The sequence below is a fragment of the Lysobacter solisilvae genome (assembly GCF_016613535.2).
Lineage (GTDB): Bacteria > Pseudomonadota > Gammaproteobacteria > Xanthomonadales > Xanthomonadaceae > Agrilutibacter > Agrilutibacter solisilvae.
In genome coordinates, this window is sequence record NZ_CP071518.1 from 1,276,928 (window position 1) to 1,292,383 (window position 15,456).

Below are 15,456 nucleotides of genomic sequence, written 5' to 3' on the forward strand. Positions count from 1 at the left end.
CTCAGGGCGTGCGCTCGCTCGCCGCGGGCGGCAGCAGGAAGCGCAGCGGCCGTTCGAGCCGGCCACGCCAGGCGCGCTCGTTGTGCTCGGCGCCGGGGTCTACGAAGCTCGCCCAGTTGTCGCCCTCCACGTAGCCTGCCGTGCGCATCAGCGCGTCCATCCTGCGCTGGAAGGGCGCGTACTGGGCATCGAGGGTGGCGGTGCCGTGGTCGAACCAGATCCGGTGCGTGCGCGGATCGGGCAGGTGGGCGCCGAACCAGTCGACCATCACCCCGTCGCCGACGGGCCAATGCGTGGACACCGCGCCGACGCCGCCGAAGACCTGCGGATGCTGCGCCATTGCGTAGAGCGAGATCAGACCGCCCAGGCTCGAGCCCATGACGAGCGTGTCCCCGGGCCCCGTCTGCGTGCGGTAGCGGGCGTCGATGAAGGGCTTGAGTTCGTCGACCAGGAAGGTGACGTAGGCGTCGGACGCATTGCCGTCGATCGGCAGCCCTTCGCGTGCCGCGGCGGGCCGTGTCTGGAGCGGTGCGAGCGGCGTGTACTCCAGCCCGCGCAGCGGCGTGTTCCAGATGCCGACCACGATCGCCTCGCGGACGTCGCCGCGTGCGATCAGGCGCGTCATCGCCTCGTCGACGCCCCAGTCGATGCCGGTGTAGGACAGCGCGGGATCGAACAGGTTCTGGCCGTCGTGCATGTAGAGCACGGGATAGCGGCGCTGCGGATGCGTCGCGTAGCCCGGCGGCAGCCAGACATCCACCGTGCGCGCCGCGACGTGGCGCGAGGGCAGGTCCTGGTAGCTCTCCACCGTGCCCGTGGCGTTGATCGGCGGGGCCTGCACCGCATAGGCCCAGCGCAGGAAGCCCGGCAGCATGCGCGCCCACGCGGCCTGGTTGTGCTCGCCCGCCTCCAGCACCGCCAGCGCGACGTCGGCGCGCGTGGGCTGCACGGCAGCGGCGGTGTTCACGCCGTAGCCCAGTTGCCGCAAGCCCTTGGCGCGCAGCTGGCCGTCCTCGTGCCAGCCTTCGACCAAGTCGCGTGCGTCGTCGAGCGCGTCGTTGACGCCGTCGCCGTCGCGGTCGTCGGCCTCCTCGCGCGTGCCGACCGCGATGTACTGCTTCAGGCCCCAGCGCGCCTCGCCCGTGGCCACCATCGTCTGCGCCAGCCGGGTGCGCTGCACCGCGGCGGCGTCGCTGCGGTCGGCGGAGAGCCAGAACGAGGGCGAGAACGCACCGACGCGCGAGAAGGTGTCGGGATACTGCCAGCCCAGGTTGAACGCGCTCAGCGCGCCGAGCGACCAGCCGAGCACGCCGCGCGCGTCGGGTGTGGTCCGGGTGCGGTAGCGGGCGTCGATCGCCGGCAGCAGCGTCTGCACGACCCACTGCGAATAGGCATGCGCCTGCGCGCCGACCGGGCCGTACTTCGTCTGTGCGACCACGCTGCGGCCGGCGGCGCGGTCGGACAGGCCGTATGCACCCATGCGATCGGTCGGCATGTCGACGGCGACGACGATCACCGGGCGGATGTCGCCGGCGGCATACAGCGATGCCAGCGTCGCCTGCATGCCGACGGCTTCCATGTCCTGGCCGTCGTTGACCAGCAGCACGGGATAGCCGACCTGCGCGGCGGCGTCATAAGCCGGGGGCAGGTAGACGCGTACGCGCAGCGGATCGGTCGACAGACCCGGTGCCGCCAGGGCCAGGGTGTCGACCACGATGTCGGATGCGGCGCGGGCGGTGGATGCGCCGGCGGGCGTGGGGGAAGGTGCCGAAACCGAGGCCTGCGCCGGTCCGTGCGTGCAGCCCGCCAAGGGCCAGCATGCCCGCGGACAGCGCGCCCACCACAAGCGCGCGCATGACCGCGCGGCGGGCGAACAGGGTGGGTGCAGCGTGATCGCTCATGCGAGATTCCGTCGACAGGTGAAGAAGCCATTGAGCGTCAACCGACCCTGGCGCGGGTCCGCGCTCAGCCGTTCTGGCGCCAGGATGTCGGCGGCGTGGAAGATGCCGCCGGAGTAGAAGATCAGCCGGTTGAAGCGCGCGGGCACCGAGAGGATTTTCTCGAACCACTCGTTGCCCGCCGTCATGTATCCCGGCGGCCACCGGTGCTGCGCGGCGAAGGCATCGGCATCCATCGAAGAAGAATCCTGGACCAGCCGCGCGATCCGCTCCGGCGGGTGGCGCGGACGATAGAAGCCGGTGCCGCCCAGGCTCGCGTCGCGGAACAGATACAGCACGCAGGCGACGATGCACTGGCCGGGCTGGGTGTTGAGCCGGTCGACGTGGCATATCCACTGCCGCGGCGCGAGCGCCGGCGGCGGCAGGGTCACCAGCGACAGCCGGCTGTAGCGCTCCAGGGTGCGCCGCGCGTCGAAGGCGCCGCGCAGGTGCTGGCCGAACCACGCATCCAGCTGCGCGGTGAACGCCTCGGGCAGGCGCAGTTCCACGCCTGGATAGGCGTTGTGGTCACCGCCCTCGAAGGCTGCGGCATGCGCCGCCGCGAACTCGACCCAACGCTCGGGCTCCAGCAGCGCGTCGTCGACCACGTGGCAGACCGGCCGGTGGTCGACCTGCAGGGTCTGGATGCGGGGCGCGGGATTGAACATCAGCGCTTCGCCGGGCCCGCCATGGGCACGAAGCGGATCGCCTGCCCGCCGCCGGGCGCCAGGCGCAGGGCGAGGATGTTCTCGCGCGTCACCTCGCGCGACTGGCGGACGAACGCGAACGGCTGGGTCTTCCAGTCCGCCGCATCGCCGTCGCGGTAGATCTGCGCCAGGTAGCGGCGGCCCGGGTCGAGGAAGTCCAGCTTCACGTCCAGCGTGCGGGCCTGCTCGTCGCTCACCGCGCCCAGGTACCAGTCCTCGCTGTTGCGGTCCTTGCGCGCGATGGTCACGAAATCACCGACCTCGCCGTTGAGCACGCGGGTGTCCTGCCAGTCGGCGGGCACGTCCTTGATGAACTGGAAGGCCTCCAGGTGCTGCTCGTAGTGCTCGGGCAGGTCGGCGGCCATCTGGATCGGGCTGTACAGCACCACGTACTGCGCCAGCTGCTTGGCCAGCGTGCTCTGGATCGGCTGGCCGCCGCGGCCCTTCAGGCTCAGCACGCCCGGCGTGTAGTCCATCGGTCCGGCCAGCAGGCGGGTGAACACCAGGTTGGCCTCGTGCTCGGGCGGGTTGGGCGGGTTGCCCCAGGCGTTGAATTCCTGGCCGCGCGCACCCTCGCGGGCGATCCAGTTGGGATACGTGCGGCGCAGGCCGGTGTCCTTGATCGGCTCATGCGCGTTGATGGCGATGTGGTGCCTGGCCGCGGCCTCGACCACGCGCAGGTGGTGGTTGCTGTTCCACTGCCCCTCGTGCCATTCGCGCACCACCGGGCCGCCGGCCGTGTCCTGCCGTTCGATCTGGCCCGCGTCGCAGACGTAGCCGGTCTTCACCGCGTCGACGCCCAGGCGCTCGAACAGGGTGAAGGCCGCGTCCATCTGCCGCTCGTAGTGGCTGGCGGCGCAGCCGGTCTCGTGGTGGCCGATCAGGTGCACGCCCTTGGACGCTCCGTACGCGGCGAGGGCTTCCAGGTCGTAGTCCGCGGTGGGCTTGCTGAAATCGAAGTCCCAGCCGTTGGCGAACCAGTCGCCGTCCCAGCCCACGTTCCAGCCTTCGACCAGCACGCCGCGGAAGCCGTGCTGCGCGGCGAAGTCGATGTAGCGCTTCGTCTCGGCCGTGGTCGCGCCATGTTTCGGCCCCGTCGCCCAGGACTGCGTGTCCAGGTGCAGCGACCACCAGATGCCGACGTACTTGTGCGGCTTGAACCAGCTCACGTCGCCGAGCTTGTTGGGCTCGTTGAGATTGAGGATCAGGCTCGACTCGACCAGCCCGCCGGCGCGATCGGCGATCTGGATCGTCCGCCACGGCGTGTTGAACGGCGTGTGCCGCACGACCTTGGCGGGGCTGCCTGGCGTGAGCGAGGCGCGCAGGTGGTTGTCCTCGCCCTTGGCCAGGTTCATGCCGGCGTAGTCGACCAGCGCCGCCTCGTGCAGCGACACGTGCACGCCGTCAGCCGTACGCAGCGTGATCGGCGTCTGTGCCACGCCGACCTCGGCCAGCGGCGTGCGCGCGTACAGGTATTCCTCGCGGTTCCACTCGTAGGCGGGGATCCACCAGGCGGTGGCCGGGCGTGCGATGGCGAACTCGGTCAGCTCCTCCTGGATCTGCACCTCGTCCATCGCCGCCTGCTTCGGGAATTCGTAGCGCAAGCCCAGGCCGTCGTCGAACACCCGCAGCACCACGTCGAAGCGCCGCCGGTCATGGTCGCGCTCGACGAAGCTGGCGCGCAGTTCGTTGTAGTGCTCGCGCACGAACCGGCGCTCGCCCCAGGGCAGCTCCCAGGTGCCGTCGTGGCTGCGGGACACCTGCTTCTCCAGTTGCAGGCCGCGCAGCAGCTGGCGGCCGTTGCGCAGGATGAAGCCCAGGCGCGAGTCCCCGATCAGCGGCTGGCCGCGATGGGACACGCGATAGGCCAGGCGGCCTTCAGCATTGACGTCCAGCTCCACCGCGATCGCGCCGTCGGGCGAGGCGACGCTGGCGACGGTGTCGGCGTGGGCGGGGAGGGTGACGACAAGTAACGCAAGCGGCAGGAACGAACGCATGGATTGGCCCCAGGATTGAACTGTCAGATCGTCATCCCCGCGAACGCGGGGATCCAGTGACTTGCGCTCCAATCGCTGGAATGCGCGAAAGCCAGTCGCTGGATTACCGCCTTCGCGGGAATGACGGGCAAGGAAATTTCGGCTGCGAGCAGGCCGCAACCCGCGTCACTCCACCACATACACCACCACCGCCCGCGCCGGCACCACGAACTTGCCGTTCGTTGCGTCGTACTTGGTCTCACGCACCCGCGTGTCCGCGCCCCCGCGCAGGACCGGATGCAGCACATACCGCTTGTCCTTCTCCTCCGGAAGCACCAGCGACTGCGCCTGCGGCGAAACGTTGAGCAGGTACAGCACCTCGCGGAAATTCGCACCCGGATAGCCCGCGCCGTCCAGGTGGCCCGCGATCACGACCGGGTTCTGTGCAGGTCCGGTGTTGCCGAACCGCAGCAGCGCCTCCACCTCGGCGGCCGAGCGCAGGCGGAACAGCGAGGAACTGCGCCGGATCCGCAACAGGTCGCGGAAGCCATCGCGCATGAAGGCGATGTCGGCGGGCGTCGGCCGGATCGCCGCCGCGTCGGCTAGGGCCGGGCGCAGCAGGTCCCAGTCCTTGCCGTTGTCCGCCGCGGGCGGCAGGCCGGTGCCGAAGAAATTGTCGCGGCCCTCCCAGTCGATGCGGTTGAACCAGTCCCCGGAATCGAAGCTGTTGCGGTCCAGCGACTTGGAGCGCAGCAGGTCCATGCCGGCGTGGAAATACGCGATGCCCTGGCTGAAGGCCACCAGCGCCGCGCCGAGCAGCTGCACGCGGGCGCGGTCTTCGCGCGGGGTGTCGCGCGGCAGCTTGAGCACGCCGATGTCGAACAGGGTCGGGTTGTCGTGGTTCTCGACGTAGTTCACCACCTCGCCCGGCTGCGTGGCGTACCCGGCCGGCTGTCCCTTGTAGTCCAGTTGCGACAGCGGGCGCACGTCGCCCGTCGCCGTCTGCAACGGGTAGTCGCGCAGGGTGCCGGCCAGGCCCGCGCGCACCAGGTCGGCGCCGGCCAGCAGCGCGGACCGGGTCGCGTCGGCGTGGCCATTGGGGGCGTAATGCAGGCCAGTGAGCCAGCCCTGCGCCTGCAGCGCCGCGCCGCTGTCGCAGCAGCCGCCACCGCGGGCTGCATCGCGCATGCGATCACTGAACGTGCCGATCCCGCTGCCGCCCAGTGAACGCTGCGAGGCCTGCACGAAGCGCCGGCCGTCGGCGACCTCGCCGAAGTTCCAGCCCTCGCCAATGAGGTCGACATGGCGCCCGGCCGCGGCGTCGGCGCGGCGCTGCACCTGTTCCATCGCCGCGCGCGGCTGGTGGCCCATCAGGTCGAAGCGGAATGAGTCGATGCGATGGTGTGCGGCCCACAGCGCGACCGAGTCGGCCATCAGGCGCGCCATCATCGCGTGCTCGGTGGCCGTGTTGTCGCAGCAGGTCGAGCGCTCCACGACGCCCTTCGCATCCAGCCGGTGGTAATAGCCGGGCACGATGCGGTCGAGCACCGAACGCGCCTGCTGCCCGGCCACCGTGGTGTGGTTGTAGACCACGTCCATGCCCACGCGCAGCCCGGACGCGTGCAGCGCGGCGACCATCGCGCGGAATTCGCGGATGCGCACCGCGCCGTCGGCGGCATCGCTGGCGTAGCTGCCTTCCGGCGCGCTGTAGTGATAGGGGTCGTAGCCCCAGTTGAAGCAGTCGTGCGCGGCCTGCGCCATGACCAGGGCCTGTTGCGACGCGCTGTCGGGCGCGGCGGCGGGCACGCGCGGCGTCGCGCAGCCGGCCTCGGGAATGGTGGCGATGTCGAACACCGGCAGCAGGTGCACGTCCGTCAGGCCCGCCCGGGCCAACTTGCGCAGGTGGCGCATGCCCGCCGATCCGGCATGGGTGAAGGCGCGGTAGCGCCCGCGGTCGGCGGCCGGCACGGTGGGGTCGTCGCGCGAGAAGTCGCGCACGTGCAGTTCGTAGATCGACATGTCCGTGGCGGCGGCCAGCGGTCGCGGACGCGGCGCATCCGACCAGCCCGGCGGCGCCAGTGCGGGGTCGGCGAGGTCCGCCAGGTAGCTGCGCCGCGAGTCGGTGGTGAGGCTGACCGAATACGGGTCGGTCACCCGGTTGCGCACCACGCCCACGCCGGGGACGTAGACGTCGACCAGATAGGTGTAGTAACGCCCCCGCTGGTCACCGCGCAAGGTTGCCGACCAGGTGCCGGACGCGTCGTCGCGCCGCAGGGTGTACACCTCGCGCGACGCGCCCGCGCCGGTGTCGTGCAGGCAAGCGGCGACCTGGCGGGCGGTGGGCGCCCACACGCCCAGCTGGGTCGATGCGGCGGTTACCTCGGCCCCGAGCGGGGCTTCCAGCGCGGCCCGGTGGAGATCGTCCAGCGCGCCCGGCCATTGCACGTGGGTGGCATCGAGCACGCGGCCCTGCGCGTCCTCGCGTGCCAGCAGCAACTGGCCACGCAGCCATCGTGCCAGCGGCGCGCCGTCGGGCAGCGACAGTACCGGGCCCGGCGCGAGGAAGGCCAAGCGCGCCGCGGCTGCGGCCGGTGCCTTCGCCAGGCTCAGCGTGATCGAGTCATCGGCCCCGCTCACGGCCTGGCCGGGCCGGGCCTGCAACTGCGCGTCGGCCGAGTGGTGCAGGCGGTAGCGACCTTGGGCCGGCGCGTCGGGCCACTGCAGGTGGCGGCCGTCCAGTGCGTAGGCGCGCGCATCAGCCGCCGCATGTGGAGCCGCATGCAGGGTCTTCGCCCACCCGGGCGCGTCGCAGGCGGCGCGCAGGGCGGCCGCGTCGGCCGCGTCCGCGCGTGCGGAGGACGGGTGCGCGAGCGCCGGGAGCGGGACGGTCGCGGCCAGCACGGCCGCCATCACGACGGCGGTCACAACGTCGATCACGTTCGCCGCCGATCCCGGCATGAATACGTTTGCATGACGCCGTTCCACGCCGGTCGACGGTTGCGGGCGCGAAGCACAATGGGCCGGCGCCTGCGGGCGGGCATACTCCGGTTCGACGGCGGGCAGAGGATCAGTCATGAGTGAAGGCAGTCAGGGGCGCGTGCGGGACATCGTGATCGTGGGCGGTGGCACCGCCGGCTGGATGGCAGCCGCGGCGTTGTCGAAGCTGCTCACGCGCGAGTACTCGATCCGCGTGGTCGAATCGGAGGAGATCGGCACCGTCGGCGTCGGCGAGGCCACGATCCCGATGATCAAGCTGTTCAACAACGCGCTGGAGATCGACGAGAACGACTTCATCCGCCAGACCAAGGGCTCGTTCAAGCTGGGCATCGAGTTCGTCGACTGGGGCCGGCTGGGCGAGACCTACATCCACGCGTTCGGCAAGATCGGCCAGGACCTGGGCATGGTGCCCTTCTACCAGTACTGGCTGAAGATGCGCCAGGCCGGCAAGGCCGCGCCGCTGGACGAGTACTGCATCACCGCGTGGGCCAGCCGGCACAACAAGTTCATGCGGGCGATGCCCGAGCGGCCCAATTCGCCGCTGGCCGACATCGCCTACGCCTATCACTTCGACGCCAGCCTTTACGCGCGCTACCTGCGCGGCTATTGCGAGGCGCGTGGCGTGGTGCGCACCGAGGGCAAGGTGGTCGACGTGCAGTTGCGCGGCGAGGACGGCTTCGTCGAGTCCGTGCAGCTGGAAAGCGGCGAGCGTATCGGCGGCCAGCTGTTCATCGACTGCTCCGGCTTCCGCGGACTGCTGATCGAACAGGCGCTCAAGACCGGCTACATCGACTGGAACGAGTGGCTGCCCTGCGACCGCGCCGTGGCCGTGCCCTGCGCGAGCGACCGCGCGCTCACGCCGTTCACCCGCTGCACCGCGCGTGAATCGGGCTGGCAGTGGCGCATCCCGCTGCAGCATCGCGTCGGCAACGGCTATGTGTTCGCCAGCCGCTTCATCAGCGAGGACGAGGCCACCGCCAAGCTGCTGGCCAACCTGGAAGGGGAAGCGCTGGCGCCGCCGCGCGTGCTGCGCTTCGTCGCCGGCAAGCGGCGCAAGTTCTGGAACCGCAACGTGGTCGCGATGGGCCTGGCGGGCGGCTTCATGGAGCCGCTGGAATCGACCAGCATCCACCTGATCCAGTCGGCGATCGCGCGGCTGACCGCGTTCTTCCCGCACGCCGGCTTCGACCAGGCCGACATCGACGAGTTCAACGCGCACTCCGATTTCGAGTACGACCGCATCCGCGACTTCCTGGTGCTGCATTACAAGGCCACGGCGCGCGACGACTCCGCGTTCTGGAACCACTGCCGCACGATGCCGATCCCGGACAGCCTGCAGCGCAAGATCGACCTGTTCCGCACCAGCGGCCGGGTGTTCCGCGAGAACAACGAGATGTTCACCGAGATGAGCTGGGTGCAGGTGATGCTCGGCCAGGGCATCGCGCCGCGGGGCTACCACGCGCTGGTCGACATCTATCCCGAGGCGCGGATCACCGAGTACCTGGACAGCGTGCGCCACGTCATCGGCAACTGCGTGGAGGCCATGCCCTCGCACGACGCGTTCATCGCGCGGTATTGCGCGATCGACAAGGAGACGATGGCGGCCTGAGGCCGCCGACCGCCCGGCCTCAGCCCAGCGTGGCGTACAGCACGCCATGCGCGGGCAGGTGCACGAGGACGCCCGGGCCATCGGCCCCGTCCGCCTTGCCGTCGACGATGCGGCCATTGCGCACGCCGGGCGCGTCCACCGACTGGGCAGGCTGCGCCAGCGGCAGCCAGCATTCCACCGGCGCGCCGGACAGATTGAACACGGCCAGCAGGGCGGCGTGCCCATGGGGCTCGCGAACGAAGGCCAGGACGGGCTCGGGCGCGTCGACGAAGGCAATCGCGCCGGTGCAAAGCGCCGGCTGCGCGCGTCGCCAGTGCAGGAACGCGCGGGTGGCGTTGAGCACAGAATGCGGATCGTCTTCCTGCGCGGCCACATTGCGGGCGACGTGTTCGGGCGGGACCGGCAGCCACGGCTGGCCCGTACCGTCGGTGAATCCCCCGTGCGCGGCGCCGGTCCACGGCATCGGCGTGCGGCAGCCGTCGCGGCCCTTGAAGTTCGGCCAGAACGCGATGCCGTACGGGTCGCGCAACGATTCGAACGGGACGTCGGCTTCCGGCAGGCCCAGTTCCTCGCCCTGGTACAGGCAGACCGAGCCGCGCAACGAGCACACCATCGCCACCAGCTGGGCGGCGAACTCCGGCGGCGGATTCGCGCCACCCCAGCGCGTCACCGCGCGGCGCACGTCATGGTTGGAAATCGCCCAGCACGGCCAACCCTGGGTCATCTTCGCTTCGAGCGCCTCGACGGTGCCGCGGATGTAGCCGGCGCTGAAGTCGTCGGTGAGCAGCTCGAAGCTGTAGCCCATGTGCAGACGGGCGTCGTTGCAGTATTCGGCGGTGGTCGCCAGCGAGTCCTCGGAAGAGATCTCGCCCAGCGCGGCGGCGTCCGGATAGCGGTCGAGCAGGGCGCGCAGATCCTCCAGGAAGGCAAGGTTCTCCGGCTGCGTGTTGTTGTGCCAGTGGTACTGGAACGCGTACGGATTGTCCGCGCTGAAGCCGCGGCCGGTGCGCAGGTGCGCGGGCTTGGGCGGGTTGTCGCGCAGCTGCGCGTCGTGGAAGCAGAAGTTGATCGCGTCCAGCCGCAGCCCGTCCACGCCCTTGTCCAGCCAGAACCGCACGTTGTCCAGCGTTGCCGCCTGCACGTCGGGGTGGTGGAAGTTGAGGTCGGGCTGCGAGGTCAGGAAGTTGTGCAGGTAATACTGGCTTCGTCGTGGTTCCCACTTCCAGGCCACGCCGCCGAAGATCGACAGCCAGTTGTTGGGCGGCGTGCCGTCCTCGCGCGCGTCGGCCCACACGTACCAGTCCGCGCGCGGATTGACCCGGCTCTCGCGGCTCTGCCTGAACCAGTCATGCTCGATCGAGGTGTGGCTGAGCACCTGGTCGATCATCACCTTGATGCCCAGGCCGTGCGCCCTGGCGAGCAGGCGGTCGAAGTCGTCCAGCGTGCCGAACAGCGGATCGACCGCGCGATAGTCGGCGATGTCGTAGCCGTAATCGGCCATCGGCGACTTGAAGAAGGGCGAGATCCAGATCGCGTCCACGCCCAGGCTGGCCACGTAGTCCAGCCGGTCGATGATGCCGGCCAGGTCGCCGACGCCATCCCCGTTGGTATCCAGGAAACTGCGCGGGTAGATCTGGTAGATCACCGCGCCTTGCCACCAGCGGTTCATCGCGATCGCGTCCCCGGCCCGAAAGCGGGGACTATTCCACGCCGCGCCGTGCCGGGCGCGGGCGCGGAGTCATGCACGGGCCTGAATACGATTACATTTCATGGTGCAGTGCGGGCACTGACTACCATGCCGCACCGCACACCACCACGGACACCGCGTGAGCGAAATCCGCATGAGCCCGACCGCCCCGTCACACAAGCCGCCGCTGTCGTTCTGGCAGATCTGGAACATGTGCTTCGGTTTCCTGGGCATCCAGTTCGGGTTCGCCCTGCAGAACGCCAACGTCAGCCGGATCTTCCAGACGCTGGGCGCGCCGATGGACGACATCCCGATGCTGTGGATCGCCGCGCCGCTGACCGGGCTGCTGGTGCAGCCCATCGTCGGCTACTTCTCCGACCGCACCTGGACTGGCCTGGGCCGGCGCCGGCCATATTTCCTCGCCGGTGCGGTGCTGACGACCCTGGCGTTGCTGTTCATGCCCAACTCGCCCACGCTTTGGATCGCCGCGGGCCTGCTGTGGATCCTGGACGCCTCGATCAACATCTCGATGGAGCCGTTCCGCGCATTCGTCGGTGACCAGCTGCCCGTGCGCCAGCGCGCCAGCGGCTATGCGATGCAGAGTTTCTTCATCGGCGTGGGCGCGGTAGTTGCCAGCCTGCTGCCGTGGCTGCTGGAGAAGGCGGGCGTGGCCAACACCGCCGGCCCGGGCGAAGTGCCCGACACGGTGCGCTATGCCTTCTACGCCGGCGGCGCGGTGCTGATGGCGGCCATCGGCTGGACGGTGCTGCGCACCCGCGAGTATCCGCCCGAGACGCTGCGGGCGTGGGACGAGGCGCCCGCGCTGGTGCGGCGGGCGAAGGATCCGGCGCGCATGCGCGGCCTGGCGCTGGCATGGCTGGCGGTCGGCGTGCTGGGCATCGCGCTGGTCGCGGGCCAGGGCTGGGCGAAGGAGCTGTACGTGTTCACAGGGCTCATCGCCTCCTATGGCCTGCTGCTGTTGCTGCGCACCCTGTGGCGCGGCGAGAGTGCCTTCACTCACATCATGGACGACCTGCACGACATGCCGGGCACGATGCGGCAGCTCGCCGTCGTCCAGTTCTTCTCCTGGTTCGCGCTGTTCGCGATGTGGATCTACACCACCGGCGCGGTCACCAGCGTGCACTACGGCAGCAGCGACCCCACCGCGGCTGCGTACAACGAGGGCGCCAACTGGGTCGGCGTGCTGTTCGCGGCCTACAACGGCTTCGCCGCCCTGGCCGCGATCGTCATCCCCTGGATGGTCAAGCGCTGGGGCCTGCGCGTGAGCCACCTGGTCAACGCCACCCTGGGCGGGCTGGGCCTGCTGTCGTTCGCCTTCATCCGTGATCCGCAGTGGCTGCTGCTGTCCATGGTCGGCGTGGGGTTCGCCTGGGCCTCGATCCTGTCGCTGCCGTATGCGCTGCTGTCCGACAGCGTGCCGGCGGCCAAGATGGGCGTGTACATGGGCATTTTCAACTTCTTCATCGTGATCCCGCAGCTGGTCGCCGCCAGCCTGCTGGGCGTGCTGCTGAAGGTGTTCTTCGGCACGCAGCCGATCTACGCACTGGTGATCGGCGGCGTCAGCATGATCGTCGCCGGGCTGTGCGTGCTGCGCGTGCGCGAACCCGCCCGCCAGCCCGCCGTCGCGGCGGCTTCGTGAGGACATGACCTTGCACATCCGACTGGCCGCGCTGCTCGGAGGCGCCTGCGCGCTGAGCGCGTGCGCGCATACCGCCACTGCCCCGACGCCCGCACCTGCACCCACCGCCGAGTACTACGGCACGCGCGAACCGTTCGCCCAGCATGCGGTGTACTTCGTGCTCACCGACCGTTTCGTCAACGGCGATCCGTCCAACGACCATCGCCAGCAGGGCGGCGCCCATCCCACCTTCGACCAGCCCACGCCGGGCGCGCCGGCGGGGCGGACGGACAACGTCGGCTACCTGGGCGGCGATTTCAAAGGCCTGCTCGACCACGCCGACTACATCCGCGGCCTGGGTTTCGGCGCGGTGTGGGTGACCCCGATCGTCGACAACCCGGACGAGGCCTTCACCGGCGGCGACCCGGTGACGTGGGGCGCGATGTTCACCGATCGCGGCAAGACGGGTTTCCACGGCTACTGGGGCGTCAACTTCTACGAACTCGACGAACACCTGCCCAGCGCAGGCCTGGACTTCGCCGGCCTGACCGCCGGCCTGAAGCGGCACGGCCTGAAGACGGTGCTCGACATCGTCTGCAACCACGGCTCGCCCGCCTACACGATGCCGAAGGACCAGCCCAAGTTCGGCGAGATCTACGACCGCGACGGCACGCTGCTGGCCGACCACCAGAACCTGCATCCGACGAAGCTCGACCCGCAACACAACCCGCTGCACGCCATGTACAACACCAAGCCCGGCCTGGCCCAGTTGTCGGACATCAACGAGAACGACCCGCGCGTGCTGGAGTACTTCGTCGGCGCGTACTCGCAGTGGATCGACCAGGGCGCCGATGCCTTCCGCATCGACACGATCCCGTGGATGCCGCACGCGTACTGGCATGACTTCGTCACCCGCATCCGGGCAAAGCACCCGGGCTTCTACATGTTCGCCGAGGCCTTCGACTACGACGCCGGCAAGATCGCCGAACACACCTGGCCGCAGAACGCCGGCGTCAGCGTGCTGGATTTCCCGCTGAAGGAACGCCTGGCCGAAGTCTTCGGCCCCAAGGGCGGCGGCTACGAGCGCCTGGCCGAACGCCTGTACCTGGAGAACGGCCCGTACCAGAACCCCTACGACCTGGCGACGTTCTACGACAACCACGACATGGCGCGGCTGGATGCGAAGGACACGGGCTTCATCGACGCGCACAACTTCCTGTTCACCGCGCGCGGCATTCCGGTGATCTATTACGGCTCGGAGACCGGCTTCGAACGCGGCACTGCCGAGCACGCCGGTAACCGCAACTATTTCGGCGCCGACCGCATTGCGGCGGCTCCACGCAGCCCCATCTTCGCCCCGCTCCAGCGCATCGCCAACATGCGCGCGCGCCTGCCCGCCCTGCAGCGCGGCTTGCAGGCCAATGTGGAGATGCAGGGCGACCGCGCGGTGTTCTACCGCGTACTGCAGGAAGGGCCGCAGCAGCAGATCGCGCTGGTGCTGCTCAACAAGGGCGATGCGCCGGCGGATTTCGTCGTCACGCAATGGCTGCAGCCGGGGCGCTGGCAGGCGTCGATGGCCGGTGGCGAACTCGAGGTGAACTCCACGGGACTGCGCACTTCGGTGCCCGCGCACGGCGCGGAGGTCTACGTGCTCGACGCCGCGGTCACCGACCCCGGACTGCGCGCGGAGCTCGACCGCATGATGACGACCGCGCGCAGGCCGTAGCGCGCGGCCTCACACCGCTCCGCTCGACCGTCGCACCACCAGTTCGGGCGGCAGCATCACGGCCTCGGTGGCTTCGCCGCGTACCTGGCGCAGCAGGGTCTCCACCAGCAGTTCGCCGGCGCGCACGGTGTCCTGCGCCACGGTGGTCAGTGGGGGGTTGGCGAAGCGGGCCATGGGGATGTCGTCGAAGCCGACGACGGCCACGTCCCAGGGGACGTGGCGGCCATGTTCGGTGAGCGCGCGCATCGCGCCGACGGCGATGAGGTCGCTGGCGGCGAAGACGGCATCGAAGGGGCGGCCGCGCTCCAGCAGTGACACCGCCGCGGCGTAGCCGGCTTTCTCCTCGCTCTCCGCGTCCACCTGCAGGTCCGCCTGCATGCCGCCGCCGGCGCGTTGCAGGGCCGCGTCGCAACCGCGGTAGCGCTCGAAGAATTCGGGCGAGTGGGCCGAAGCGTTGCCGAGGAAAGCGACCTTCTTGCGGCCGCGTTCGATCAGGTGTTCGCCGACCAGTTGGCCGCCCTTGAAGTTGTCGCAGCCGATCGATACCCCCGGCTGGCCCTCCTGCACCGCGCCCCAGCGCACGAAGTGCGTGCCTTGCCCGACCAGCTGCTCGAGCTTGCTGTGGTAGGTGACGTAGTCGCCATAGCCGAGCAGGATCAGGCCGTCGGCCTTCATGCTGTCCTCGTAATCGGCGTGCCAGTCGTCCGACAGCTGCTGGAACGACACCAGCAGGTCGTGTCCGTGCTTGGCGCAGGCGCGCGTGATCGAACCCAGCATCGACAGGAAGAACGGGTTGATGTGCGACTCGTCCGGCGTCGGGTCTTCGAACAGCAGCAGGGCAAGCGTGCCCGAGCGCTGCGTACGCAGGCTGGAGGCGCGGTGGTCGACCTTGTAGTTCAGCTCGCGCACCGCGTCGAGCACGCGCTGGCGCGTCTCGGGATTGACCAGCGGACTGCCGCGCAGCACGCGCGAAACCGTGGCCTGGGAGACGCCCGCACGGTGGGCGATGTCGACCGAGGTAGCCCTGGATTTCTTGCTGCGCATGCGGACATCGGCGGCGGGGACGGCCGAGTGTATTCCGAAAGCGGGGACGGCAGGCAACGTGCGGAACGCGGGCTCCAGGCGTCCGGGCGCAGGCGTCGGGATCGGGCCGCGCGTAGCCCCAACCCTGCGGACGG

9 protein-coding genes are annotated in these 15,456 nt (G+C 69.8%); 3 read left to right on the top strand and 6 right to left on the bottom strand.

The features are described 5' to 3' along the window. Position 1 precedes the first annotated feature (1 nt). The 4 genes from I8J32_RS05575 to I8J32_RS05590 all read right to left on the bottom strand — a co-directional run bounded on the left by I8J32_RS05575 (position 2) and on the right by I8J32_RS05590 (position 7,557). The gene (locus tag I8J32_RS05575) at positions 2–1,714 is read right to left on the bottom strand and encodes an alpha/beta hydrolase-fold protein (RefSeq protein WP_207526814.1); all 1,713 of its coding nucleotides are present in this window, start codon (positions 1,712–1,714) and stop codon (positions 2–4) included. 183 nt (positions 1,715–1,897) lie between these two features. After that, positions 1,898–2,605, bottom strand: coding sequence for a DUF6445 family protein (locus I8J32_RS05580; RefSeq protein ID WP_200614550.1), 708 nt, complete (start codon positions 2,603–2,605; stop codon positions 1,898–1,900). Continuing rightward, positions 2,605–4,641 carry a glycoside hydrolase family 97 protein gene (locus I8J32_RS05585; RefSeq protein WP_200614549.1) on the bottom strand — a complete coding sequence of 679 codons (2,037 nt, stop codon included), beginning with the start codon at positions 4,639–4,641 and terminating at the stop codon, positions 2,605–2,607. The genes I8J32_RS05580 and I8J32_RS05585 overlap by 1 nt, the downstream gene beginning before the upstream one ends. A 165-nt stretch (positions 4,642–4,806) precedes the next feature. Beyond that, positions 4,807–7,557 carry an alpha-1,6-glucosidase domain-containing protein gene (locus tag I8J32_RS05590; protein WP_245156428.1) on the bottom strand — a complete coding sequence of 917 codons (2,751 nt, stop codon included), beginning with the start codon at positions 7,555–7,557 and terminating at the stop codon, positions 4,807–4,809. A 136-nt stretch (positions 7,558–7,693) separates the two neighbouring features. On the opposite strand from I8J32_RS05590, the gene I8J32_RS05595 reads away from it, so the two are divergent. Beyond that, a complete protein-coding gene (locus tag I8J32_RS05595; RefSeq protein WP_200614547.1) occupies positions 7,694–9,226 on the top strand; it encodes a tryptophan halogenase family protein in 1,533 nt (510 codons plus the stop codon). A 19-nt stretch (positions 9,227–9,245) separates the two neighbouring features. On the opposite strand, the gene I8J32_RS05600 is transcribed toward I8J32_RS05595, so the two are convergent. Next, positions 9,246–10,895: an alpha-amylase family glycosyl hydrolase gene (locus tag I8J32_RS05600; protein WP_407060993.1), complete on the bottom strand. Its 1,650-nt coding sequence runs from the start codon at positions 10,893–10,895 to the stop codon at positions 9,246–9,248. Between the two features lie 172 nt (positions 10,896–11,067). Here I8J32_RS05600 and I8J32_RS05605 point away from each other — a divergent pair, with 172 nt between their 5' ends. Both I8J32_RS05605 and I8J32_RS05610 read left to right on the top strand, forming a co-directional pair. Then, positions 11,068–12,573 (top strand): MFS transporter, encoded by a 1,506-nt coding sequence (locus I8J32_RS05605; protein WP_200614545.1) that lies wholly within the window; start codon positions 11,068–11,070, stop codon positions 12,571–12,573. Positions 12,574–12,577: 4 nt separating this feature from the next. Next, positions 12,578–14,278 carry an alpha-amylase family glycosyl hydrolase gene (locus tag I8J32_RS05610; protein WP_200614543.1) on the top strand — a complete coding sequence of 567 codons (1,701 nt, stop codon included), beginning with the start codon at positions 12,578–12,580 and terminating at the stop codon, positions 14,276–14,278. A gap of 9 nt (positions 14,279–14,287) precedes the next feature. Here I8J32_RS05610 and I8J32_RS05615 read toward each other — a convergent pair whose 3' ends face one another. Further along, on the bottom strand, positions 14,288–15,322 hold the full coding sequence (locus I8J32_RS05615) for a LacI family DNA-binding transcriptional regulator (protein ID WP_200614541.1): 1,035 nt from the start codon (positions 15,320–15,322) through the stop codon (positions 14,288–14,290). Between the last annotated feature and the right edge of the window lie 134 nt (positions 15,323–15,456).